20 protein-coding genes are annotated in these 25463 nt (G+C 41.5%); 3 read left to right on the plus strand and 17 right to left on the minus strand.

Annotated elements, in window-relative coordinates; all coding sequences use genetic code 11:
* Positions 1 to 63: 63 nt before the first annotated feature.
* The gene (locus HG263_RS07195) at positions 64 to 1143 is read left to right on the plus strand and encodes an efflux RND transporter periplasmic adaptor subunit (RefSeq protein ID WP_171625390.1); all 1080 of its coding nucleotides are present in this window, start codon (positions 64 to 66) and stop codon (positions 1141 to 1143) included.
* A 2-nt stretch (positions 1144 to 1145) separates the two neighbouring features.
* Positions 1146 to 4202 carry an efflux RND transporter permease subunit gene (locus HG263_RS07200; RefSeq protein ID WP_171625391.1) on the plus strand — a complete coding sequence of 1019 codons (3057 nt, stop codon included), beginning with the start codon at positions 1146 to 1148 and terminating at the stop codon, positions 4200 to 4202.
* A gap of 56 nt (positions 4203 to 4258) precedes the next feature.
* Here HG263_RS07200 and HG263_RS07205 read toward each other — a convergent pair whose 3' ends face one another.
* The 16 genes from HG263_RS07205 to HG263_RS07280 form a co-directional block, all read right to left on the minus strand.
* A complete protein-coding gene (locus HG263_RS07205) occupies positions 4259 to 5248 on the minus strand; it encodes a fatty acid desaturase (protein ID WP_171625392.1) in 990 nt (329 codons plus the stop codon).
* Positions 5249 to 5306: 58 nt separating this feature from the next.
* A complete protein-coding gene (locus HG263_RS07210; RefSeq protein WP_171625393.1) occupies positions 5307 to 5780 on the minus strand; it encodes a peroxiredoxin in 474 nt (157 codons plus the stop codon).
* A 76-nt stretch (positions 5781 to 5856) separates the two neighbouring features.
* Positions 5857 to 6291 carry a VOC family protein gene (locus HG263_RS07215; protein WP_171625394.1) on the minus strand — a complete coding sequence of 145 codons (435 nt, stop codon included), beginning with the start codon at positions 6289 to 6291 and terminating at the stop codon, positions 5857 to 5859.
* 325 nt (positions 6292 to 6616) lie between these two features.
* Entirely contained in the window at positions 6617 to 7507 is an 891-nt protein-coding gene (rluF, locus tag HG263_RS07220; RefSeq protein WP_171625395.1) for a 23S rRNA pseudouridine(2604) synthase RluF, read from the minus strand.
* Between the two features lie 107 nt (positions 7508 to 7614).
* Entirely contained in the window at positions 7615 to 8703 is a 1089-nt protein-coding gene (locus HG263_RS07225; RefSeq protein ID WP_171625396.1) for a DUF418 domain-containing protein, read from the minus strand.
* A 20-nt stretch (positions 8704 to 8723) separates the two neighbouring features.
* Entirely contained in the window at positions 8724 to 9941 is a 1218-nt protein-coding gene (locus tag HG263_RS07230; protein WP_171625397.1) for an EAL and HDOD domain-containing protein, read from the minus strand.
* Between the two features lie 225 nt (positions 9942 to 10166).
* On the minus strand, positions 10167 to 11708 hold the full coding sequence (locus HG263_RS07235; protein WP_171625398.1) for a glycogen synthase: 1542 nt from the start codon (positions 11706 to 11708) through the stop codon (positions 10167 to 10169).
* A 12-nt stretch (positions 11709 to 11720) separates the two neighbouring features.
* Positions 11721 to 13019: a glucose-1-phosphate adenylyltransferase gene (gene glgC / locus HG263_RS07240; protein WP_171625399.1), complete on the minus strand. Its 1299-nt coding sequence runs from the start codon at positions 13017 to 13019 to the stop codon at positions 11721 to 11723.
* A 30-nt stretch (positions 13020 to 13049) separates the two neighbouring features.
* Positions 13050 to 15533, minus strand: a complete 2484-nt coding sequence (locus tag HG263_RS07245; protein WP_171625400.1) for a glycogen/starch/alpha-glucan phosphorylase — start codon at positions 15531 to 15533, stop codon at positions 13050 to 13052.
* On the minus strand, positions 15526 to 17571 hold the full coding sequence (gene glgX, locus HG263_RS07250; RefSeq protein ID WP_171625401.1) for a glycogen debranching protein GlgX: 2046 nt from the start codon (positions 17569 to 17571) through the stop codon (positions 15526 to 15528). Before glgX ends, HG263_RS07245 begins: the two co-directional genes overlap by 8 nt.
* A gap of 3 nt (positions 17572 to 17574) precedes the next feature.
* Positions 17575 to 19800: a 1,4-alpha-glucan branching protein GlgB gene (glgB, locus tag HG263_RS07255; protein WP_171625402.1), complete on the minus strand. Its 2226-nt coding sequence runs from the start codon at positions 19798 to 19800 to the stop codon at positions 17575 to 17577.
* Entirely contained in the window at positions 19797 to 21782 is a 1986-nt protein-coding gene (gene malQ / locus HG263_RS07260) for a 4-alpha-glucanotransferase (RefSeq protein ID WP_171625403.1), read from the minus strand. The genes glgB and malQ overlap by 4 nt, the downstream gene beginning before the upstream one ends.
* Before the next feature lie 8 nt (positions 21783 to 21790).
* Complete coding sequence (locus tag HG263_RS07265; RefSeq protein ID WP_171625404.1) at positions 21791 to 22093, minus strand: isoamylase early set domain-containing protein; 303 nt, start codon at positions 22091 to 22093, stop codon at positions 21791 to 21793.
* 720 nt (positions 22094 to 22813) lie between these two features.
* On the minus strand, positions 22814 to 23128 hold the full coding sequence (locus tag HG263_RS07270; RefSeq protein ID WP_171625405.1) for a hypothetical protein: 315 nt from the start codon (positions 23126 to 23128) through the stop codon (positions 22814 to 22816).
* A 24-nt stretch (positions 23129 to 23152) separates the two neighbouring features.
* Complete coding sequence (locus HG263_RS07275; protein WP_171625406.1) at positions 23153 to 23569, minus strand: VOC family protein; 417 nt, start codon at positions 23567 to 23569, stop codon at positions 23153 to 23155.
* Between the two features lie 70 nt (positions 23570 to 23639).
* Positions 23640 to 24059, minus strand: coding sequence for a helix-turn-helix domain-containing protein (locus HG263_RS07280; protein WP_171625407.1), 420 nt, complete (start codon positions 24057 to 24059; stop codon positions 23640 to 23642).
* A 420-nt stretch (positions 24060 to 24479) separates the two neighbouring features.
* Between HG263_RS07280 and HG263_RS07285 the strand changes: the two genes are divergently transcribed.
* Positions 24480 to 24833: a hypothetical protein gene (locus HG263_RS07285; RefSeq protein WP_171625408.1), complete on the plus strand. Its 354-nt coding sequence runs from the start codon at positions 24480 to 24482 to the stop codon at positions 24831 to 24833.
* Between the two features lie 110 nt (positions 24834 to 24943).
* Here the strand turns inward: HG263_RS07285 and HG263_RS07290 are convergent, their stop codons facing one another.
* Positions 24944 to 25372 carry an Lrp/AsnC family transcriptional regulator gene (locus tag HG263_RS07290; RefSeq protein WP_171625409.1) on the minus strand — a complete coding sequence of 143 codons (429 nt, stop codon included), beginning with the start codon at positions 25370 to 25372 and terminating at the stop codon, positions 24944 to 24946.
* Between the last annotated feature and the right edge of the window lie 91 nt (positions 25373 to 25463).

Consider the following 25463-nt stretch of genomic DNA (forward strand, 5'->3'; position numbering starts at 1 on the left):
TATATGGATTTTTTATACTCTGCAGCACAAGTTTTTCGTCAATAACGTAGATGGAGTTATTACATGTATAAAATCGCTGCGATAGTAACGCTGCTAACACTGCTGTTAGGTTGCCAAGAACAAGCGCAACCACAGAGTCACACTGAGGTAATTAGACCTGTTAAGCTAGTAACCGTTGCAAACAGTGAACAAAGCGACATCAGAAGCTTTCCTGCTGAAGTGGTTGCAAATCAAGGATCGTATTTGGCGTTTAGAGTGAACGGTGAGTTGATGGAATTTCCAGTGTTAGCTGGGCAAGAAGTCACTAAGGGCCAATTGCTAGCAAAGTTAGACCCTGAAGACTTTCAATTACAGCTTGAGCAGCGTACAGCACAATATGACCTAGCCTCATCTCAGCTGGCGCGTGTCGAGTCACTTTTTAAAAAATCAATTGCCAGTAAATCTGAATACGATCAGGCATTGGCAAATAAGCAAGTAGCGGAGTCTGCGTTAAAGATAGCAAAAACGAATTTACAAAATAGCGAACTCAGAGCGCCATTTAGTGGCACTATTGCTAAGGTATTTGTAAAAAACTACGAAAACGTAGTCGCTAAACAAAATATTTTGCGGTTAGAGACGCGAGATATGATGGATGTTGTTATACAAGTGCCAGAAAAGCTCGTTGCACGAGTAGATAAAGATTTAGATTATCATCCTCGAGTGGTGTTTGATGGCTACCCAGATAAGTCTTATGAGTTATCCATTAAGGAGTGGGATACACAAGCCGACCCTGCCACCTTGAGCTACAAAGTTGTTTTTACTTTACCGATTCCAAAAGATTTTAACCTGCTTGCCGGCATGACGGGACATGTTTACATTGACCGCAGTCAAGTGACGCACACAGCGGTGAAAAAATTATATGTACCTATTTCTGCCGTATTTTCTGAGCGTACTCAACCGTTAGATGACAATGCATTTGTATGGATATTTGATGAACAGAGCCAAACGCTAAGTAAACGTGCGATATCGGTTGGAAAAATGCACAACCAAAGCATTGAAGTAATATCTGGACTTAATGGTGGTGAGATCATTGTTGGTGCTGGCGTACATCACTTAGAAGAAGGCCTGAAGGTTAGACCTTGGACTAAGGAGCGAGGCCTTTAATTATGAGTCTAGCTAAATGGTCAATTGAAAATAAAGTCATCAGTTGGATGTTTGCTCTACTGCTGTTATTAGCAGGAACAGTGTCTTATTTTGGCTTAGGACAACTCGAAGACCCTGAGTTCACGCTTAAAAAAGCGATGGTAGTCACGCTCTATCCCGGAGCATCTCCACAGCAAGTGGAAGAAGAAGTTACATTTGTAATAGAAAATGCGATACAGCAACTACCTTATGTAGATTATGTGACCTCAATCTCTTCGGCTGGTAAATCGCAAATTACGGTAGAAATGAAAAGCAACTATCGTAAACAAGATTTACGCCAGATTTGGGATGAGTTACGTCGCAAAATAAGTGATCTCAAAGCGAGCCTGCCGCCGGGTGTTTATACTCCAAAGGTTATCGATGACTTTGCTGATGTATATGGTGTTATGTATGCGGTCACGGGTGAAGGCTATTCATATGATGAATTAAAAGACTATGTAGACTATTTAAAGCGCGAACTGGTACTTGTTGACGGAGTTAGTAAAGTCACCGTTGCTGGGGAGCAACAAGCGCAAGTCATCGTTGAGATCTCAACGCAAAAGTTGTCGCAATTAGGTATTGCACCGTCGTATATCTTTGGCCTTTTACAATCCCAAAATAGTGTATCTAATGCTGGTAAAATCCGCGTTGGCGACGAATCAATACGTTTACACCCGACTGGTGAGTTTCAAGATGTTAAAGAGCTTGAACACCTGTTGATCTCTAAAGCGGGTGCCAAAGAGCTTATTTACCTCGGCGATGTCGCAAAAGTAACTCGTGAGTATGCTGAAATTCCAAATCACATTACCCGTTATAATCAACAACGTGCCCTACTAATCGGTGTGTCATTTAGCTCTGGCGTAAATGTGGTCGATATTGGTAAAGCCATTAATGCACATCTAGATTCCTTAGAATACCAACGACCTCACGGTATGGAGATTAATACTGTCTACCACCAACCGAATGAAGTAGAAAAGTCAGTGGATGGCTTTATTGTTAGCCTATTGGAAGCTGTCGCCATCGTTATTGTTGTCCTGCTTGTATTTATGGGGGTTAAAAGTGGCTTATTGATTGGTGCGGTCTTACTGTTGACGGTATTGGGCACGTTTATATTCATGAAAGTATTTGCCATTGATCTACAGCGTATCTCACTCGGTGCATTGATTATAGCTTTGGGTATGTTGGTTGATAATGCCATTGTGGTGACCGAAGGGATACTAATAAACTTAAAGCGCGGTCAAAGCAAACTTCAAGCAGCCGTTAACATTGTTGAGCAAACCAAGTGGCCATTATTAGGTGCAACAGTTATTGGCATCACTGCATTTGCTCCAATAGGCTTGAGTAGCGATGCCAGCGGTGAATTTGCAGGTTCATTATTCTGGGTATTACTGATCTCTTTATTATTAAGTTGGGTAACTGCGATAACACTGACTCCATTCTTTGCAGATATGTTGTTTAAAGCGCCCAAGCAGTCTTCGTCAGCAGACTCTGAAGACCCTTATAAGGGCGTCATATTTAATGTTTATAAAGCGGTACTGTCATTCTCTCTAACGCATCGGGCAATTACTGTTGGCTTAATGTTGCTGTTATTAGCCTCATCAATTGTAGGCTTCAAATCAGTTAAGCAATCATTTTTTCCAGCATCTAATACACCAATGTTCTATGTGGACTACTGGCACTATCAAGGGGCTGATATACGCAGTACAGCTGATAACTTGGCAACGATTGAATCGTTTTTAAAATCTCAGTCGTTAGTAGAAGAAGTGACAACCACGATAGGCCAAGGCGCACCACGGTTTATGCTGACTTACGCCCCAGAAAAGCAATACAGCGCTTATGGTCAGCTGATCGTTCGAGTGACCAACCGCGAAGCTGTAAAAGAGATGATAGCTAAGCTAAGGACGTTTGAAAAAGACCATGTTTTATCGGGTGAGCTGAAAATCAAGCGGATGGAAATTGGTCCCTCAACGGATGCAAAAATTGAGGCACGCTTTTCTGGGCCAGATCCTGTAGTACTGCGTCAACTAGCGGCCAAGGCAAAAGCGGTGCTGGCTAAAGACGCTGGCGCATTTAATATCAAAGATAATTGGCGCCAGCGTACCAAGGTGCTTCGCCCTGAATTTAACGAACAAAAAGCTCGACGTTTGGGGATCAGTAAAAGCGACGTAGACCAATTACTGCTGACCAGTGTATCTGGCAACAAGATTGGTTTATACAGAGATGGCACCCAACTGTTACCAATTGTTGCAAGGTCCCCTGAAGAAGAACGTAAAAACGTTGAAAACTTAAGTGACTTACAAATATTTAGTCCTGTACTCGGGGTGTATGTACCAATTACCCAAGTGGTTGATGATTTTAATGTTATGTGGGAAGACCCATTGATTATGCGCCGAGACCGCAAACGCACTATAACAGTTATGGCAGATCACGATGTGATTGGAGATGAGACACCCGCAAAGTTATTCGCACGTGTACGCGGCGACATTGAAGCCATTGCGTTACCTCATGGCTACCAAATGGAATGGGGCGGCGAATTTGAGTCATCTTCTAAAGCACAAAAAGCGATTTTTGGCTCGCTTCCTGTAGGCTATTTAGCGATGTTTATGATCACGGTGTTATTGTTTAACTCGTTGAAACAGCCGCTGGTGATTTGGTCTACTGTACCGCTTGCAATCATTGGTGTAACGGCTGGTTTAGTTGCGTTGAATGCACCATTTAGTTTTATGGCGTTACTTGGTCTTCTGAGTTTATCAGGTATGTTAATCAAAAACGGTATTGTACTGATTGATCAGATAAATCTTGAACTGGCACAAGGTAAAACCCCTTATCAAGCGGTATTTGATTCAGGCGTGAGTCGTGTTCGACCTGTGTCGATGGCGGCAATTACCACCATACTGGGCATGATCCCCCTGCTGTTTGACGTGTTTTTCAAGTCGATGGCGGTCACCATTATGTTTGGTTTAGGTTTTGCTACCATTCTTACTCTTATTTTTGTACCTGTGATGTACTGCATAATATTTGGTATCAAACAGCCAAAGTAAGCATAAAGCTAAAGATAACTAAGCCACCTACTCAGGTGGCTTTTTTACTTTTAGCGCTAGGTATATAGATTAGCGTTTTTTAAGCTTTTAAAGTCATTAAAATTGACCCCATGGCGTTTCATTAAGGGTAGCACTTTAGCTGCGATTAGCTGACGAATATAAAACGGTTGATTTGGAACAAAGTGATGAATTGAGTGAGTTGCCCCAAAATTAAAGCAAAACAACTGAAAAGGCAGCATTACCCAATGGTTAAGCACGTGGGTTTGCTCAAGTACATTGCTGACACCTCCATAATAGTGCATTGAAGACGTTATAAAGTTAAGGCAAATAGAGCGTAAAACATTAGGTAATATTAGCACCACCATAAGTATGTCTACGTAATCCATAGTTGCAACTAGCCAGTGAGGAAAAGTCAGAACATCAGTACTTAATAAATTAACACCATGAAACAGTAAAGCACTGTAGAGTATTGCAAAGTAGCAAGTCGTTATTGGAAACCCTGAGTTAAATAGCGAAAAAAAGCTGAAGCCTTTAACCTCTTGCCTATAGCGCTTTTGCATGAGCAAAAGCCCAAGTAAGCCATCACAAATAACAATGACTCTGATAAATGGGTTGCTTATGCCATTCCCTACCAAGCGCTCTTCAATATCTTGCGTCGAACCTGATGTTTTATGGTGATGTAAATGAATGCGTCTGCGATACCAAGGGTTTATGGTATTAGGGCGCATTAGCCATACAATGAATAGCATTGCATTGTGGGCAAACGTATTGAACTTAAAATACTGTTTGTGGATAAGGTCATGCTCTAGCTCATGAGAAATTGAAGCAAAGATGGCCGCGAAGATGATGCAAGTCCACGCTGTAACCTCTCCAAGCACGTATAAGGTGCCGATACCTACCATACCTACAAAGCTAAGCAGTAATATGAGAACGCTAATTTGATCCTGATACTTTAAAAATGTATATCGTTGTCTTAAAAGGCGCTCTTGAAGTTTTATCTCTTGAACAATGTGTTGGATATTATTACGTGTAGTTACTGTTGTCATGTTAAAGGCATTGATTTGATATTGGAGCTGGGTATTAATGCCAGCTCCAAATAGTGGGTTAAAGAAGTGCTAAAATAGTCTCAGCTTTACTTAGCTCAAACTGCTTTGGTGCTTCAACATTAAGTGTTGTGACAACACCATTTTCAATGACCATCGCATAGCGCTGTGAACGAATACCACCAAATGTTTGGGTATCCATATCAAGGCCTAGCGCTTTAGTAAAACTAGCGTCGCCATCAGCGAGCATTTTAAGCTCTGAAGCATTTTGCGACTCGCCCCACGCTTTCATCACAAATGCATCATTCACGGATACACAGGCAATGATATCAACGCCTTTTGCTTTGATTTTGTCAGCTAAGGTGACAAAGCCAGGTAAATGCGACTCTGAACACGTTGGAGTAAATGCCCCTGGTACGGCAAAAAGAACGACTTTTTTGTTGGCGAAAAGCTCATTAACTTGATGATTAACCATACCTTCAGATGTTAATTCGCTAAGTGTTGCTTGAGGAAGTGATTGTCCTTGTTCGATCATAACTTTTGCTCTGTTTGTGATTTGAGCTAACAGTGTAATACTAAAGTCAGCATCTAAACACAGATAAATATTATGGTTATTCGCACATCGCTTTTATGCGTGCTGCCATGCTATGCCCTGGTGTTAGTTCTAGTAAATCCCATAAATTACCGTATAGGTCTTTAAATACCGCAACGGTTCCGTAATCTTGTTCGCTGGGCTCACGCACAAACTCAATGCCATTGCTAATCATATTGGTGTAGTCTTTGTCGAAGTTTTGAGTATGCAAAAACAAAAAAACTCTACCGCCACTTTGGTTGCCTACAAATTGGCGCTGCTCATCATTATTGGCTCTGGCAAGTAAAATGCTTGCGCCTTTAGACCCTGGTGGTGCAATTACAACCCAGCGTTTATTTTCATCAGGTAAACAGGTATCTTCGAGTAACTCAAAGCCTAACTTTTTAGTGTAAAATGTAATTGCCTCATCGTAATCGTTAACGACCAGTGCAATATGTATCAGTTCTTGTTGCATAAAGTTCCTTTTTTGTAAGTATGTTTAGGTTATGAATTAAATCTCACAACTAATTCAGATGGTTGAATCAGCTTACTTCGTATCTATTCCCGAAGGCAAGTCGGCTTGCGATATGCAAAAGATGATTTTTATATAGTGAAAAGATGTTTGTTGAATACCTTAAACTGGCAACTATAATGATAAAAATAGCCTCATTGACGGTCGAAAAATCCATTTTTTCATATTTGTAGTTCCGTAAACCTGACGTAGAATGAACTGCCTTTGGTTTGAGCCTGTTTATAAATACCCAAAGGCTTCAATAAATGACTTGTTATGCCCCAAAAAGCTAACGTTTTTTAAGCGAAAGCGTCCCAGATTTTCGTGTCGATGGATGGTCTTGTTTAGGTTTTTTTGGCTTGTGTTGTGGCTTAGCTACAGCGTCATTTTGATGATGAGTCCTGATAGCAACTTTGTGCTTTGCTGCTTTAGGCTCTCTTTTGTTTGGATCGACTGAGCCTTCCTCGGTTTTAGCCGAGTCAGCAATAGAGTCGTTAATTTGTTTCATTTCGGCATCGGTCAAATGACGCCACTGCCCCGGACGTAGGCCATTTAAGTTAACATTCATGATACGTACACGTTTAAGTTTGGTCACTTCATAGCCCAAGTATTCGCACATACGTCGGATCTGTCGATTTAGTCCCTGAGTTAGTACGATAGTAAAAGTATCGCTCGATGTTTGCTTAACAAAGCACTTTTTTGTAACCGTATCTAAAATTGGCAAGCCACCTGCCATTCGTTCAATAAAACGTTTATTAATGGGTTTATCAACGCTAACAACATACTCTTTCTCGTGGTTATTACCAGCACGTAGAATCTTATTAACGATATCACCTTCATTAGTTAAGAAGATCAACCCTTCAGAGGGGCGATCTAAACGCCCTATAGGAAATATACGCTCTGGATAATCTATGGCACTGACAATGTTACTTCGTATTTTTTTCTCAGTTGTACAGGTAACACCTACAGGTTTGTTATAAGCTATATAAACGCGTTTGGGCTTTGCTTTGAGTGGCTTGTTGTCAATCAGGATCTGGTCATCATCAGACACTTTCAAGCCCATCTCGGGTGAATTTCCGTTGACCTTAACGCGACCAGTTTCAATAAGTTTGTCTGCCTCACGACGAGAACAAAACCCTGTTTCGCTGATATATTTATTAAGTCGAGTTAATTGCGCCACCGAGCACCCTTTTAAAATGTGTAAAAAGGGTATTTTAAACGAATCGATATTAAAATGCCCAAATTTATCCGTTTAGGTCGTTTATAAAACCAGCAAAGGGGGTTATTTCAGGCAAATTTTAAGCTTAGTCGCTTAAGCGCGAGTTCAAAAGGGCCTTGTTTAAAGCATCTTAAATACAAAGGGGCCAACAAAAGTTGTAAGCCTATACCAAGCAAAGCAATTTCTACATAGTCAATACGATTGTAACTAAGCCGAGCCTGTGGGTTGATCCACACAAAATATACAACCATAACAATTGATTGTAACAGATAACATGTAAGCGCCATTTTGCCCACAGCTTGAATTGGCGATATCCATAGCTGGTTTCCCTTCGCCTTGGCGTTTAAGTGGGTGATTAGTAGCGCGCCAAAAAAGGCATTAAGCCAAACAAAAGACTCGTTAATACCTTTGTATTCGTGATGCCCTGCAACTTCTATTAATACATTGATGGTAGATAAAATTGCCATCGCGGTGATAACCAAAAATAAATGCATTTTAGATAAACCAGTAGTAAAAATGCGCTGGCGAAAGCAATAGATACCAATGAGCATAAGGCCCAGTGCATTCCATAACGTGAGGATGGGTAACATTAGCAACATGACGGCAGTCATGGAAATATTGTGTACTAGCAGACCAAACAAGTCTGTAGGCGCATTTAGCAACGCTTCTTGAAATTCATAGCTTTGTCGGTTGATTAGCGTATCTGTTGAGGTAAATGATAACAACAGCAACAGAGCACAACTGGCAACGAACAGTGCGATACCATGCGTTAATACCTGTTTATCGCCCCGCTGGAGATATGCCAAAGTTAAAAAACCTGCGATACCGTAGCTAAATAAAATATCTCCTGGCCATATAAAAATGCTGTGTAACGCGCCAAAAATAGCGATGGCGATTAGCCTTGGTTTAAGCGCTTCGATATCTTTGTTTTTGTTGTATTGTATTACTAGAGCTGCACCAAATAGCATACAAAAGAGAGAGCGAAAGCGGCTATCAAGGGCCAGTATGTTGCAGTAATAAATTATACTATCGCTTATAACAGGTGATGAAGGCTGCACATACCCTGTTTCAAATAATGCGAGATAATATACATTTAGCAACAACAAGCCTAATACGGCTATGCCCCGTAAGCTGTCGAGCTGAGAAATCCTGTTCATTTATGGTTAGATATCATTTTTTAGAATAGAGTTTCATTATACATGTCGGCCCAACGAATTGCTTCAACATGAAAGTCAGGAAGCCGGCTATCATCAATATTTAATAGGCTACAGGCTTCTTGCAACTGCCACCAGCTACCGCTTTCATATGCTTTAACAACATTTAAAATATAATACAGCAAGTTGTGCTTACCCATTAGCGCGTCATGTAATTCTTCAGGGAACGGCAGACGAGATACAACTTGCTCCATAGGCCTGTCCAAAATCGCATCCAGCAAAGAAAACAAACCAGTTAAAAAGCTCATACTTTTAATATTGGGATTAACTGATTTGGCAATTAATTCGCAAAACCGAGAGCGAACGATACTTAGGCGTGTTAACTCGGTTGGTTTACCTTCTGCAACATGCGCTGTCATAATCAGGCCAACAAACTTCTTAATACGTTCATCACCTAAGTAAACAAGCGCTTGTTTTAATGATTCAATACGATTTTTGAGAGGAAAAACACCAGAGTTGATTAAGCGCAGGAGTTTATACGCAAGCGCTGTATCTTGTGCAAATAAGCGTGCAATTTTATCTATATTCATGTGTTTTCTTAACACTTCAGAATATATGAGCATTACAATGGCGTGGTTTGTTTCAATGTCATTTTGTTGGATAACTCGGGGCTTGGCAAAAAAGTAGCCTTGGAAAAAATGAAAACCCATTTCTTTGGCTTGTTCAAACTCGGCTTCGGTCTCGACTTTCTCTGCGAGTAGTTTCATATTCTTTCTTCTTTTAAATTCCTCGACCAATTCAGAAATGGAGTCTAAAGAATTTTGTTGAATATCAAACTTTACTAATCTAATCAGTTTTAAAAATGGTTCCCACTTTTTTGTATATTCAAAGTCATCTAGGGCGAGTCTATAATCTTGGTGAAATAATTGCCTGACTTTCTCGTAGTTGTCAGATGTCGGGTTAATACTTTCTAATAGCTCTAAAATGACATCTCTTGCGGGTAAAAAGTGCGCTAACTCTTGCTTTAGAGAATCGGGTCCGATGTTTATGAGCGCTTTTTTACCAGATGTGAGATAGCGAGTCCCCAAATTTAACTGGTTATCCATTATCAGCTTTGCTGTTGCAACGTCTTCAGCAATGTCAGGGAAACTGTTACGTGTACCATCTCGAAATAATAACTCGTAAGCCACCACCTGTTTACGGCGGTTAAAAATTGCTTGTCGAGCAACAAAAACCTTCAAACGTTGACTCCTCGGTATTTGCCACTTCAAATGTAGCACTTTATTCTTTGTATAAAGTGCGATTCTAAACCTAAATGACTAAAATTAATATAGAACTAAGATATTAATACGCATGAAATTTAACTTAATAACTATAGCAGCTACAAATTAAAAAGCAGGCTTTAGCCTGCTTTTTAGGGAATACTATAAAAATGTTTACGCAATGTAAAATATATGTATTGCTTCTTACATTTCATACAATTGCGAAATGTATTCCTGTGCCGATGAGTGCCAAGTAAATCTTGCTTGCGAGGCATTATTAGCTAACTGAGTATACTGATTAGGGTTGGATTGATACATAGTGAGTGCAAATTTGAATGTCTCAATTAACTTGGAAGCTTGTTCTGCTAAATCGTCTCCTGAGAATGCAAAGCCATTATGTAAATGGGTAACAGTATCAACGAGCCCACCAACTTGATGTACCAAGCATGGTTGGCCTGCGCGCATCGCGAGCATTTGGCTAATACCACATGGTTCAAATGAACTGGGCATCAGAAACAGCGCTCCAAGCTGATATAAATAGTCACCAAGATTTTGTCCATAGCCATTTAAATAGAGCACATTTTCATGACGCGACATCACCTGAGTGAAAAGGTTTTCTAAGTGCGGGTCGCCAGAACCTAAGATGATTATTCTAGCGTCAATGTTAGCTGCGATTAGAGCCAACTCATCAAGCACGATACCTTGACTATAACTTTGTCTAAGCAATAACGCTTTTTGATCAGTTAATCGGCCAACACTGGTAATAAGAGGGCCGTTTGAAACTTCGCACTGCCAATTCTTTAGTCGCTGATGCGCAATGTAATGGCAAGCTAATAGTTGAGGTTGTTTTGCCATCCATTGAAGTAGCTCACAATCTATCAAATTGTAATATTGATCAAGTGTAATATTGTGCGCATTATCGTTTTCGTGGTACTCGCAACCATTGAGTATACCCACAAGTTTCCCTTGGCGCTTAGCGATTTGCATATCGTGCTCCAAGCCTTCGCCACCAAAGAATCCTCTGTCGGGTTCGCTGCTATGGAGCACTTCCTCGCTATACGTTGGAGAGACCACGTGCACTTTATCAGCCAAACAAATAGCGCTGCGCATGGGGTTAAAACAATGCGGGTGATGATGATCACACAGTTGTTGGCCATCATAGCCAAGCGTTGGAAACCATGCCTCTAAGGACGATTCATCGTGTCCAAACGGTCGTATTCCCTGTAAAGCCAAATTATGAACGGTATAAACCGTTTTTAGTTGTTTTAAATAGACAAACCTAGGGCTAAATGTTTGTAGCACAGTGACACACGCTGCATGCCAATCATGTAAATGTAAGACATCCAGATCATCAAACATCTTATGCTCTATGGCTTCACAGACCGCCGCACTGAAAAATGCAAACTTAGTTGCATCGGTAGCAAATGGACGATTGTGGTCATCATTACAATAAATTGCGCCTTGATGTTCACTAAACAAAGAGTGGGAAATCACATATTGTGTTACCCCATCGCTTTGTTCGACTTGCCACAAAGTCGCAGTTTCTAAGTGTTGACGAAAAGGCACTGCAATATCACCAACAAATGTTCTATTTAAATGACTTTGCCCATAATCAGGGACAACGACTTTCACGACGACACCTTGTGCACTTAATGCATAAGGTATGTCGCGAATGACATCGGCGACGCCGCCAACTTTACAATTTGGCAGCCGATCATTTTCGGCTGCAACCATTAATACCCGCATGCTACGCCTTATTTATGCAGTTTGAAGTTTTTCTTTATTTGTCAGTTGCTTTTGGTTATACGCAAGTAACATTTCTCTTGTGACCAGCACTATACCCTTATTTGTGACTCTAAAGCCATTGTCTTTATCTAAATCAGGGTCAAATCCAACTTCTAAGCCCTCTGGTAAATGGCAGCCTCTATCGATGATGGCGTTACGTACTTTACAGTTACGTTCGATAACGACACCGGGTAGTACGACGGAGCCTTCAATTTCACAATACGAATGCACATGCACATTTGAAAAGAGTAATGATTTTTTAACTTTAGAACCAGAGATAATACAGCCACCAGATACCGTTGAATCAACAGCCATACCGCGGCGATCATCATCGTCAAAAATGAATTTAGCGGGAGGAAGTTGCTCCTGGTAGGTCCAAATTGGCCACGTAGGATCATACAGGTCAAGTTGTGGCTCTGGTGATACCAGTTCCATATTTGCTTCCCAAAATGAGTCTAATGTACCCACATCACGCCAGTAGGGTTGCCCTTCATAGCTTGGATCTCGAAATGGAAATGCAAATACATTATGTTCCTCAATGATAGCTGGGATGATGTCATGACCAAAATCTCGACCCGATCCCTCACGCTCCGAATCTTGTTTTAATTGTTCAAACAAAAATTCGGTGTTAAAAACATAGTTGCCCATAGATGCTAAGCACAAACCATCTTTACCCGGAATAGAGGTTGGGTGAGCTGGTTTTTCATCAAAACGACGAACACGTTTGTCACTATCAACGGTCATTACACCAAATGTTTTCGCCGCTTCTTCACAGGGCACTTCAATACAACACACTGTCATGTCAGCCCCTGTTTCTACGTGCTTAGCTAACAATGCACCATAGTCCATACGATAGACGTGATCGCCCGAAAGGATCATCACGTATTTTGGTAATTCGTGGCGGATGATATCCATATTTTGAAACACCGCATCTGCTGTTCCACAGTACCACTCATCGCCATAGCGCTGTGATGCAGGTAGAATTTCGACCGACTCACCGAGTTCTTTTTTGAAGTGTCCCCATGCTCTATTGACATGGCGAATAAGCGAATGCGATTTGTACTGTGTTGCGATGCCAACACGTCTGATCCCAGAATTGATGCAGTTTGATAGAGGGAAATCGATGATCCTATGTTTACCACCAAAATACACAGCGGGCTTAGCACGCCAATTGGTTAATTCATGTAAACGAGAGCCTCGACCACCAGCTAAAATTAAAGCGTAGGTTTCTCTGGTTAAGCTACTTATGTAGCGGTTTGCGTAACTGGGCATAACTTTCTCCAAATATCCTTGTGTAGTGGTCTATTGCATTGGCGCTAGGCGCCAGATTTCGTCGCAATATTGCGAAATGGTCCGGTCACTGGAAAAACTTCCACTGGCCGCGGTATTTAAAATGCTTATACGTGTCCAAGTTGGCTGATCTAAGTAAGTGTCAGATGCCTTCTGTTGGGCGTCTATATAACTTGCAAAATCATAGGCTGTGAGCCATGGGTCTTGCGGACTTTTAATGGCGTTGATCAAATCATCGAAAACACCTGGTTCTAGTAGGTTGAAGTGGCCGCTTTCTAATAGGCGCATAATCGAACTTAAATTTGCGTCTTGCGAAATTATTCTTTGTGGGTTGTATTGGGCACGTATTTCTTCTGTTTGTTCTGCATGAGCGCCAAATAGGAAAAAGTTATCAGCACCGACGTTATCGCGGATCTCAATATTTGCGCCATCAAGTGTGCCAATAGTGATAGCCCCATTCATCATAAACTTCATGTTGCCAGTGCCAGAGGCTTCTTTGCCGGCGGTTGAAATTTGTTCTGACAAGTCGGTAGCGGGGCAAATCGCTTCCATTGCAGTGACGTTATAGTTTGGAAAAAACGCCACTCTGAGATAAGGCTTTGCCTTGTCATCGCTGTTGATAACTGCAGCGACGTTGTTGATCAGCTTGATTATTTTTTTTGCCATATAATAACCAGGTGCGGCTTTTCCGCCTATAAGCACACATCTAGGGGCAAGAGATTGTACGTCGCCTTTTAAAATACGGTCATATAAATGAATAACATGTAATATGTTGAGGAGTTGGCGTTTATATTCATGTATACGCTTAACTTGCACGTCAAACATCATGCTGACATCAAACTCTACGTCGCAGCGTTGTTTAACCAAATCACACAATCTTTGTTTGTTGGCTGTTTTAACTTTCTGCCATTGCTTTTGGAACTTTTCGTCGTCGTAATAACGGCGCAGTTTAGAAATTTCACTGTAGTTAGCTATCCAACCGCTACCAATTTTGTCGCTGATCAGTTTGCTTAAACTTGGATTGCAATGTGCAAGCCAGCGCCTAGGTGTTACGCCATTGGTTTTATTATTAAATTTTTCAGGCCAAAGTTCGTAGAAAGTTTTGAACAAACCTGATTTTAATAGTTCAGTGTGCAGCGCCGCGACCCCATTTACGGAGTAACTGCCTACGATGGCGAGATAAGCCATACGCACTTGCGGCACGTCGCCCTCTTCGATTAACGACAACTCACGTTGTTTATCAACATCGCCCGGCCAGTGCAGTGATACTTGCTTTAGAAAACGAGCATTAATTTCGTAGATGATTTCTAATAATCGCGGCAATAGCTTTTCAAATAAAGGCACTGACCACTTTTCTAAGGCTTCTGGGAGTAAAGTATGATTGGTATACGCCATCGTTTGAGTTGTTATTTGCCAAGCGTCATCCCAGCCAAGCTCATAAACATCGACAAACAGTCTCATTAGTTCAGCGACGGCAATACTTGGGTGTGTATCGTTTAATTGAAAAACGTGATAATCAGCAAAATCAGCAAAGTTAGCACCGTATAGCTCAACCCATTGCAGCAGGATATCTTGTAAGCTGGCACTAGAGAGAAAATATTGTTGACGTAAACGCAGCTCTTTACCATTTTCACTACTATCGTTTGGATACAGCACCATAGTTATCTGTTCTGCTAAGTTCTTTTTGGCGACTGCTTCTGAGTAACTGCCAGCATTAAATTCTGACAAGTCAAATTCGTCAGTCGCCTCTGATTTCCATAATCGCAAAGTGTTTACTACGCCATTTTTATAGCCGGGTATAGGTACATCGTATGGCACCGCTAAGACATCTTGAGTATCGACCCACTGTCGGTGCTCTCTGCCGCTTTTATCGCGAAAAGTCTCGACATGGCCAAAAAATTTAATACGTTGTGATTGCTCAGGTGCAGCAAGCTCCCAAGGGTGCCCTTCACGGAGCCAATTATCGGGTTGCTCTACTTGATTGCCCTGCTCAATCGATTGATTAAACATGCCGTATTCGTAGCGAATGCCATAGCCAATCACAGGTAAAGCCAAACTTGCGCAGCTATCTAAAAAACAAGCGGCTAAACGTCCAAGGCCTCCATTACCAAGCCCTGCATCGTGTTCTGCCTCCCCGACGCTTTCTAAATCGGCGCAGTATTGCTTGAGCGCATCTTCGGTGCTTTTGTGTAAATCTAGGTTCAATACAGCATTACCTAACGCGCGTCCCATCAAAAATTCGAGTGACAGATATGCGGCCTTGCGGGTCTTTTTCTGTTTTAGGAATTGATTGGTGGCTCTACATCGAGATATCAGTCTATCGCGAATGGTCATAGCCAATGCGTGGTATAAGTACAGTTGGGACTCGCCGACTTTGTCTCGTCCTAACGTGTAGTAAAAGTGACGCATCAAATCGTCACTGAAGGTACTTTCATCAAGTTTAGGTGCTTCTTGCCAATGCTTTACTACGCACACTTCAGCGCTTTTCTTAGCCATGAGTAATTCCTTCATTTACAGATGTAAAAACCCAACTAGATTGGGGAGAAATAGAGATTGAGTGTTCGATAACGTCTGCACTTTTACAGCTTGTGAGTGCCAATTGCCATTGCGCACTAAAAGGCGGTGTTGGAAATACCATATTCAAAGGCTCTTTACTGGCATTAAACATGATAAGCAGTGCCTTTTGCTGTTGCTTATCGACCAGCATATAAACCAGCCATTGACGTTCAGCTTCGTGCCATTGTTGTGGTTGCATCGGTTCGCCATGCTCATTTAACCAATGAACTGAAAAACGACTATCGTCGGTATGTATATAAAAAGGGTGTGCAAACGCATCAAACTGCTTACGTAACGTAACCAATTCTTTGATAAAAAACGTTAGGCTGTGATTAAACTGAGACGATTTCCACGCTAGCCAATTGCTGCGGTTGTCTTGGCAATATGCGTTGTTGTTACCACCTTGCGAATGACCAAATTCACTGCCCGAAGCAATCATTGGTATGCCTTTAGAAAGAAATAGTGTTAATAAGGCATTTTTTTGCATTTTTAGGCGTAGAGACGTCACTTTTGGATCAGTTGAAAAGCCTTCTTTTCCACAGTTCATAGAGTGGTTAGCACCATGGCCATCTAGATTTTGTTCGCCGTTGGCTTCATTGTGTTTATGTTCGTAACTCACCCAATCAGCTAAGGTAAACCCATCGTGGCTGGTAATAAAATTAATAGAACTTAAAGGACCGCGTAGATTATGCTCAAATAAGTCATGTGAACCATGAATACGCTTAGCTAAATCTGGCAGTACACTTTGGTCACCTCGCCAAAAGCGCCTAACTGTGTCGCGATATTTATCATTCCATTCACGCCAAGGCGCTGGGAATGCACCTAATTGGTATCCCCCAGGGCCAATATCCCACGGTTCAGCGATCAGTTTAACTTGTTGCAAAATTGGGTCTTGAATTACGGCTTGTAAAAATGCGTGGTAGCGATTAAAACCGTCGCTATTTCTGGCTAAAATAGTGGCTAAGTCAAATCTAAAACCGTCTACGCCCATTGTTTCTACCCAGTATCGTAAGCTATCGAGTACTAATCCAAGCGCATATGGGTCATCAATATTAAGCGTGTTACCGCAACCAGTATCATTGATATAAACTTCAGGTTGTCCGGCTACACTGCGATAATAGCCCTGATTATTAAGTCCTTTAAGCGACAATGTAGGTCCGTCAACGCCTGCCTCAGCGGTATGGTTATATACAACGTCTAAGATCACTTCGATGCCAGCTTGGTGTAAAGAAGTGACCATCGTTTGAAATTCACGTATATCGGCGCTGCACAAGTAGGCTTTGTGAGGAATAAAAAAACTAAGCGTATTGTAACCCCAGTAGTTTGTTAAACCTTTCGTAGTCAGAAATTGCTCACTAACAAAAGCATGAACTGGTAAAAGCTCAAGCGTTGTTACGCCCAAAAACTTAAGATGACTGATAAACGACGGTTCGCAAAGTGCTGAAAACTTACCTCGCAATGTACGTAACACCTCTGGGTGTCTTGCAGTTGCACCTTTTACATGACATTCGTAAATGACGGTTCTTGACCACGGGATATTAGGTTTTTGTCCCTCATATTTTGCGATAGAAACCACTTTAGACTTAGGCATATCAATGGCGTTGTCTGAGTGACTGAGCTTGCCAACCGGCATGTGACAAAAATGTCGCTCACTCCATGTAAACTCACCTTGTAAATCTTTTGCATATGGGTCGAGCAGAAGTTTATTGACATTAAAAAGCTTCCCCTTCGGTGAGCTATATTCGCCATCGGCTCGGTAACCATATAAAGCCCCCACGTTGAGTGGTGAAACATATACGCTCCAAATGCCGCCTTCGTGCAGATACATAGAGATACGTGCAATTTCACTGTGGCCACTGGTGTCAAATAAGCATAAATATACAGCTTTAGCCTCAGGTGCATATACAGCAAAGTTAACGCCATCTTCAATAACTGTGCTGCCAAGCGGGCGACAGCTACCCCGTCTTGAATTGAGCATCGCTTAGCCTGTGATCCAACGTAAGTAAAGTGTTGCCAAAGGTGGAATGCTAATCACAATACTTTGCTCAAAACCGTGTGAAGGTGTTGACTGTGTTTGAACTAGCTGTTGCGTAGTACCAACAACTTTTACTCCAGAGCCGTATAATTCCTCGTCATCAGTATTGAGTACGACTTCATACACGCCTGACTTAGGGACACCGACGGTGTACTGGTGATAAACCTGAGGTGTTAGATGGCTAATCACAACTAACAGCTCTTTACTTTCTTTGCCAAAACGCGCAAAGCTAAATAAACTTTGTGCCGCATTGTTGCAGTCGATCCATTGGAAGCCTGCTGGAGTATGATCACACTCATATAATGCAGGCGTAGTAGTGTAGAGTTTGTTTAGCTGTTTAACCGTTTTTTGAATGGCACTGTGAGACTCATGTTCAAGTAAATGCCACTCCAGTCCTTTGTTATGATCCCACTCGTGTCGGCTTGCTAATTCACTCCCCATAAATAACAGCTTTTTACCTGGGTGGGCGTACATAAATGCATAGTAAGCTTTTAAGTTGGCAAATTGCTGCCAATCATCTCCGGGCATTTTGCTCAGTAGTGAGCCTTTACCATGTACAACTTCATCATGACTGAGCGGTAAAATGTAGTTTTCAGAATAGGCATAGGCCATTGAGAAAGTCATTTCATGATGATGGTGTTGGCGATAAAGTGGGTCACGGCTCATATAGTTTAGGCTATCGTTCATCCAGCCCATATTCCATTTAAAGCCAAAGCCTAAGCCATTGTTATCAACTGTATTAGTAACTCCTGGCCAAGCGGTTGACTCTTCTGCAATCATCATAATACTGGAATCGGTGCCATAGCAGCGGGTGTTTACCTGTTGTAGGCAGTCGATAGCTCCTAGGTTTTCACGGCCACCATATTTGTTCGCTATCCACTCACCGTTTTTTCGGCTGTAATCTAGATAAAGCATAGAGGCAACGGCATCGACGCGTAGTCCATCAATTTTAAATTCTTCTAACCAATAAATGGCGTTCGCGAGCAAGAAGCTTTTAACTTCTGGGCGGTCGTAATTGTAAATATAGGTATTCCAATCGGGGTGAAAACCTTGCCTTGTATCGGCATGTTCGTACAGATGGGTGCCATCAAATTTGTGTAAACCATGTGGATCTGAAGGGAAATGCCCGGGCACCCAATCAATTAATAGTCCAAGACCTTCATCATGACAGCGCTCGGTAAAATAAATAAAGTCTTCAAAACTGCCAAAGCGGCTCGACGGTGAAAACAGGCCAACCGGTTGATATCCCCAAGAGCCGTCAAACGGGTATTCACTTATCGGCATGAGTTGCAGATGGGTAAAGCCCATATCTTTAACGTAAGGAATCAGGTCGTCAGCGAGTTCGCGATAAGTTAAATAGCGGTTATTTTCTGTTGGTCGGCGCTTCCACGAACCAAGGTGTACTTCGTAGATGCTTACCGGTGCGCTAACATGGTTGCGTTTAGCGCGTTCAAGACGTTGTGTGTCGGTGAGTGCTTTATGTTTCTTTAAAGGTTGCAACACTGAAGCTGTCCCCGGTGCTTGTTGCATTTTAAAAGCAAACGGATCGGCTTTGTCTTGAACATGACCGTAGCCATCTACAATAGAGTATTTATAACATTGGTTTGGCTGTAACTGAGGGATAAATAGCTCCCAAATACCACTGGCTGGGTGAAAGCGCATAAAGTGCTCACAGCGGTTCCAACAATTGAAGTCGCCAATAATTGAAATACTTTTGGCATTAGGGGCCCAAACAGAAAAACGCACCCCTTCGACACCTTCATGTGTAATAAAATGCGCGCCCAAGTGTTGGTATGCGTGCTCTAACGTCCCTTCATTAAAAAGATACAGGGCTTGCTCGTCTAAGTGGCAACCAAAGCGATAAACATCGTGTTTAATTTGTTTTTGTTTTGAGTATTCAATAATCAGTTTATTGTCATGGCTTAATGGTGTGGTTAATGACAGCAAAAATAAGTCACTGGTTAAATAGCGCTTGAGTTTAACTGGGCCTTTTTTGAGCTCAATACTCACTGAATCAGCACCGGGTAAATAAACTCTTAATTCGTACTCATTTGCAGATATTGGGTGCAAGCCTAAAAATGAAAAGGGATCAGCATAGCAACCACTTTGTAATGCATTAAGTTGCTCTGAATAATCTCGAACTGGTTTGTTTGCTGATACTACACTGTTCATAATCCTTTCCTGCTTTGAGTTATTGAATTTATAAAATCACTTTTGTTGGTAAAAATGTCGCGGATGCTATGTTTGAGCCTGCGTCGCCAGTTAGGGTATTCGAGGTAAGTACCTGGAATATTCACCGGTAAATCCTGTTCGTCTAAATCGTCAAGTTGAATGCACAGCATCGTAGCGTTAGATTTAGCGAGTTGCGTAATTAAAGCTTCATAAACCTTTGTAGCGTCGCTTTGCTTGTTAAAATGCTCTACGCCTGCTTTTTCAAACCAGCGTAGAAGCCGGTCTTTTTCGTTATCTCGTTTACTTTGCTCATTTGGCAGTGCTTGTGTGTCTAATAGTTTGTATTGGCTTTTTACAATCAAGTCTTCACCTTGCCACCAAGCGTTAAATGGCGGTACGTCATGATTTGCGACCATTAGTAACACTTGGCTTCTAATATGTTGCGCTTGCACAAACTCGCCGTTTTGGTCTTTCTCGAAGTAAAACAGCACGTTGCCTAATATATTGGCATCGAGCATGACCGAACGCACTTCCGGCGGGACCACACCTAGGTCTTCACCGATGATCATGGTTTGCTGTAGTTGAGACTCTATTTTGAGTAGCGCAATAAGATGTTCAAATGGGTAGTATACATAGCAACCTTGCAGCGTACCTTGCACTGAAAAGCACCACCATAAACGTCTGATAGCCATGACATGATCAATGCGCAATCCGCCAACAGACTTCATATTGCTACGTAGTAATTGTTTAAAAAATTCAAACTTATTGCTGCGTAACTCAATTGGATTGAGCGCTGGAAGGCCCCAATCTTGGCCAGCTTCGGCCCATGGATCAGGTGGCGCACCTACATGTGCTTTATCTGCATAGAGTGCCCTATTGGCGTTAAATTCAAGGCTATCTTCTGCGCATCCTACCGCTAAGTCATTAATTAGCCCAACGGCCATACCGTTTTCTAGGCTTAATCGCTGACACCGGTTGAGCTGCTGTGTGGCTAGATATTGCCAATAAATTTGGCACTCATCGTTGTTAAGCACTTCAAGTGGCGTGGCGAATTCACGTTTAAAACATGCAAACGCTTGCACAACTTTAGGCGTTTGATGTTGCTTAAAGTGTTGATAGAGCATGTCTAACAAACGATATTTATGCTCGCTAACCAACTCGTAATCAATAAATGGCGCTTGTTTATTCGTCTTCAATGCATTTAAAGATAACTCAAACTGATGTTTAATCTGGTCACTTTGCGCAAAGTCATCACACCAATCAACAGCGATATATAAGGGGTTGAGCAAACCTCTATGGTTTGGGCTATATGGGCTCACCCTATGCTGCTGCTCTTTAAACAGCATATGTAGAGGGTTTAAAAGGATGTAATCACAGCCGTGGCTAGCGCTTTGTATTACTAGCTCTTGTAGGTCTGCAAAGTCGCCAATACCAAGGTTTCTATCGCTGGCTAACGTATACAGTTGCACAGAAATACCACAAGATGGCTGTGCTGCTTGTTTATAGCATTCGCTGGGTACCGACCAAACTTGTGTTTGGTACTTACCCGATGGCAAATAAATATCCGTATCGAAATAGCCAGTAGGGATAGCTTTAATTTGATAGGCTACTTCGACGTAGCGCGTGCCTTCAAACAAATATTCACCAATAACGGCGCCGCTTGTCAGTGCAAACTGATGTTCGTAGTTAAGCGCTTTAATATAAACACTGGCAATGCCATTGAGCTGATGCTCTGGTAGTCGCATTTTTAGTAGGGAGTCTTGTTGCTCCACCAAACACACTTCACCAATAACATTAAGCCATGGTGCAATATCCAGCTCAAAATTTAACTTATCGATAGCAGCCAAATCTGTAGTATCCACACCACAACAACGCAGCGCCTGCGCTCTAGTTTGTTGGTCAAATACCACATGCTCCCCGGTGTATTTTGTATAGTCGTAGCCAATACCGTGCAAGTAAAACAGCTGAGATAACCCTTGCATATAGGCGACTACGCTAGACGTTGGGTGTTGACGATACTGTTGTCGGTACCAAAGCTGTTTGGTACATAAGCGTCTGCTTGGCTATCGTTATCCCACTGCTCGCCGTCGATCAGGTATTTAAAGTGATACTGTTTATCAACGGGTAATCGTTGTTTAAGTTTGAAAGCTTTGTCCTTTTTAACAAACTTCATCGCCAGCGGTTTCCAATCGGAAAACTCGCCAACAAGTTCGACTTTTTGGGCGTTAGGGTGCGAAAATTCAAAGGTGACTTCGGCTTCATCTTTAGTTTTAAAAAAGCGTTTGGTTAACATAGCAGGCTCCAAATAAACCATTAGTGATGGTAAATTAATCCTTGCCACAGTGCCGTGCCTTTAACTGCTTAACAATCGGAAACAGTGGTAGTCATAACAATAGTAAATCAAAAGAGTGTTTACGCATTATGACAGTGCATCTTTAATGATATTGCACCATTGATGTGCAATATCTTGTGATATCGGACTGTGTTTAATGCATATAGGCTATACAGCAAAACACAGACCAACTATCAAGCTATTAACAGATTGCTACGTTAATACGAAGTGATATGGCTGTAAAGTGAATAAAATTAATCATACTCTCAATGAGTTACGATAAAATAAAACAAATATTTAACATTGTTGCGAAACAATCAGTAAAGTGACAACTCATACTTATCTGCGCTAATTAGCTTAGGTATGTAATGCTTAGATGTTTTTGGCCGTTATCTACTGTGTGTGCAAACATCAGGGCTTAAATAACTTGTTGAAAATAGGAAAGATGGCGATTATTCGCCTATGGTTGCTTGGTTATGGTGTTGATGCTAACCGTGACTGATGCTACCACGCTTAGCGTGATAAGACTAATGTAAAACATGCGACAGTAGATATTTGATTACTCACGCTTGTAGCAAAGTGAAAATCACATTGGAGGCAGAGCTTACCCACCCCATAAACAAAAAATGCGCCATGGCCTTATGCCAGAACAAATTGATGGTTTTAATAAAGTAGCAGTTATCATGACTGCCAATTTAAGTGCCAGTCATAGCTGAGCGAGTAAAGTTTAGGCGTTACGGCTAAGCTGTGCTGTGTTACTTTTGAATTGTGCTTTATAAACCAGCAGGCACTATTTGAGATGCCTTGCTGGCTTTGCGTATTATTAAGTAACCTCAGCTGCACATAAGCGAATTTGCCCAATAAAGCTATTTCGCACACTCTCTTCGTTATTTTCACTTGTAATAGCACGCTATTACTTCGCGAAAATGCCTTGATATTGAGCGAAATACCATCATTGGATATTGAAAAGGTTACAACATCTCCATTGTGAGCCATCAAAACTCTTATCCGCAGCTGAGGTTAAGTATTTACTCGTTCAACCAAACTAAACCAATTTCCCGAGTTGTCTAAGGCCATGGCTTCGATACCATAAAGTTGTTCAGTAGGTGGCTGAATAAACTCCACGCCTTTGCCCTCAAGCTCTTGATAGGTTTTTTGGCAATCGTCAGTTTCAAAAACACCCGCGCCGAATGCGCCTTCTTCGATTAAACTTCGTATTTTTTCAGCAGACTCTTTAGTGAACATCGGCCCCTCTTTTGGCTCTGCCAATACCAGCTGAAGTTGTGGATTAGATTTTGGATGTACCGTTAGCCACCTAAAGTCGCCCTCCACTTTCATATCATCACCGACCTCAAAACCGAGTTTGTTTTTGTAAAAATCAAGTGCGCTGTCCTGATTAAGTACATATATGGTTGTATGCGCTATGGATGTGATCATTTTAAAGTCCTTGTTGTTAATTCATCTTTATTTTATAGATTTAATCAAAGTGATATTTCTCCAATATTGCTCACTTAGTTAATTTGCGCAAAAAATGATAGGCATAACATGCTGGTATAGCTTGTGAAGGAAAACGAAATGCTTCACTAGACAAAGCCCAAAGCTTACGGCGATATAAAGTAGGTGCCATACCAACTTGCTTTAAAAACAACGATGAAAAGCTACCCAGGCTCGTATAACCCACTTTTTCGCAAACTTCTGAGACAGTAAAGTTCTCTGTAACAAGCATATTTTTTGCCTGCTCGACTCTAAGGCGAATTAAAAACTCGTTGGGCGTTTCTCCATAGGTATCTTTGAAAACACGCAAAAAATGATAACGAGACATGTATGAACGCTTTGCGATATCGGATAAGCTCAGCGGAGCGTGATAATTATCTGCGATAAAATCCCTGCTCGCAGTCAACCGTTTAGATTTATGGTTTATCGCCACAAAATGTCCTTTTTGAATGCACGTGAATATAACCCATATTAATTCAGTAATAAGAGAAATCAAATGACCTTGTTTACACGCCTCATGCTCATTACTGACCATTGGCTTTTATGGCAAGATTTGACCTGTGAATTATTTGATTCTGCGCAGTTGTAACGCGCTTTTTATTCGCTCGAACGTTGAAGGTCATTCGTAACTTTTTAAGTAGTTGGATAGCGCCTTAGGTATATTTAACCTACACGTTTATTTTCATTTAAATACGGCAATAATTCGAGCGTTTTATCCGCTTTCGCCATTTAAATGGTCTAATAAAAAAGGTACAGCTTATAGCGATTATGCTAGTATCTCGCACAGTTGGCTGTGCGAAATAGGCTGCTAATAGAAAAACCAATAACTAATAATTAAAAAGGAACCCTCTTTATGTTGCATGCTGCATTGGCTGGATTGATTTTAGCTCTCATATACAAACTGTTAGATAAAAAGTATCAAAAGTTAGACGAATTTCATGCCGAAATTGGTTGGTGGCAGGCATTTGCTATCGTTATCGTGTCCTCGGTTGTACTGTGGTTGTTTAATATGTTTGTACTTTCTTATGAGCTAACACCAGGTTTTGCATTACTAGGTTATGTATTTTATTTGTTGATCCCATTCTTAGTGATCAAGTTAATGCTTGATTACAACGCAACGAAAGCCCTTCTTTACTCAATTTTCGTCCCGATTATAGTTGTAATATGCGAAATACCATTTGCAGCGCTAGCAGCTTCAAATAGTTAAGCGCCCTTAACGACGACTCCACAACTGTGTCGCGTTACTTTTATGTCGGATGGCGCTTCGCTTATCCGACCTACCAAATTTCCTCAAGGCAAAGGTTATAGCACTTTACCTTAACGCTTAAACTTGGTTTCTAAAATAACCGATGAGTTGGTGCGCTCTACCCCTTCTAAATTACCGATGTCATCCAAAATAACACTGAGCTGTTGCAGGCTTTGTGCTTCGACCACCGCTATCATGTCGTATTCGCCGCTGATGGCATATAGGGCACTGATGTTGCTCATGTGTTTTAAGGCAATGTTGGTTTTGGTGGTCAGCTTTTGCTTCACTTTAATAGATACATGGGCTTCTACAAGTTCAGATAAGTACTCTTGACCAAACTCGACACTGTAGCCTTTGATCACGCCAGATTGCTCTAATTTTTGTAAGCGGCTTTGCACGGTTGAGCGAGATAAATCTAGGCTTCTTGCTAAATCTGAAATACTGGCGCGGGCGTTACTTCTTAGCAAAGCAATTAGCTTTTCGTCTTGTGAATTTATCATTTTGCTAAATTATTTCGTTAATTTTTTTTTTATTTTAATCAATTTGTTTATTTTTGCACTGCAAATTTACGTAAATCATCGTAATAATGTT

Source organism: Pseudoalteromonas caenipelagi, assembly GCF_013140855.1.
Classification (GTDB): Bacteria; Pseudomonadota; Gammaproteobacteria; order Enterobacterales; family Alteromonadaceae; genus Pseudoalteromonas; species Pseudoalteromonas caenipelagi.

Coding starts and splice junctions, on each gene's coding strand:
- HG263_RS07195 (WP_171625390.1), top strand. CDS start 64: ATGTATAAAATCGCTGCGATAGTAACGCTGCTAACACTGCTGTTAGGT.
- HG263_RS07200 (WP_171625391.1), top strand. CDS start 1,146: ATGAGTCTAGCTAAATGGTCAATTGAAAATAAAGTCATCAGTTGGATG.
- HG263_RS07205 (WP_171625392.1), bottom strand. CDS start 5,248: ATGACAACAGTAACTACACGTAATAATATCCAACACATTGTTCAAGAG.
- HG263_RS07210 (WP_171625393.1), bottom strand. CDS start 5,780: ATGATCGAACAAGGACAATCACTTCCTCAAGCAACACTTAGCGAATTA.
- HG263_RS07215 (WP_171625394.1), bottom strand. CDS start 6,291: ATGCAACAAGAACTGATACATATTGCACTGGTCGTTAACGATTACGAT.
- HG263_RS07225 (WP_171625396.1), bottom strand. CDS start 8,703: ATGAACAGGATTTCTCAGCTCGACAGCTTACGGGGCATAGCCGTATTA.
- HG263_RS07235 (WP_171625398.1), bottom strand. CDS start 11,708: ATGCGGGTATTAATGGTTGCAGCCGAAAATGATCGGCTGCCAAATTGT.
- glgC (WP_171625399.1), bottom strand. CDS start 13,019: ATGCCCAGTTACGCAAACCGCTACATAAGTAGCTTAACCAGAGAAACC.
- HG263_RS07245 (WP_171625400.1), bottom strand. CDS start 15,533: ATGGCTAAGAAAAGCGCTGAAGTGTGCGTAGTAAAGCATTGGCAAGAA.
- glgX (WP_171625401.1), bottom strand. CDS start 17,571: ATGCTCAATTCAAGACGGGGTAGCTGTCGCCCGCTTGGCAGCACAGTT.
- glgB (WP_171625402.1), bottom strand. CDS start 19,800: ATGAACAGTGTAGTATCAGCAAACAAACCAGTTCGAGATTATTCAGAG.
- malQ (WP_171625403.1), bottom strand. CDS start 21,782: ATGCAAGGGTTATCTCAGCTGTTTTACTTGCACGGTATTGGCTACGAC.
- HG263_RS07265 (WP_171625404.1), bottom strand. CDS start 22,093: ATGTTAACCAAACGCTTTTTTAAAACTAAAGATGAAGCCGAAGTCACC.
- HG263_RS07270 (WP_171625405.1), bottom strand. CDS start 23,128: ATGGCTCACAATGGAGATGTTGTAACCTTTTCAATATCCAATGATGGT.
- HG263_RS07275 (WP_171625406.1), bottom strand. CDS start 23,569: ATGATCACATCCATAGCGCATACAACCATATATGTACTTAATCAGGAC.
- HG263_RS07285 (WP_171625408.1), top strand. CDS start 24,480: ATGTTGCATGCTGCATTGGCTGGATTGATTTTAGCTCTCATATACAAA.
- HG263_RS07290 (WP_171625409.1), bottom strand. CDS start 25,372: ATGATAAATTCACAAGACGAAAAGCTAATTGCTTTGCTAAGAAGTAAC.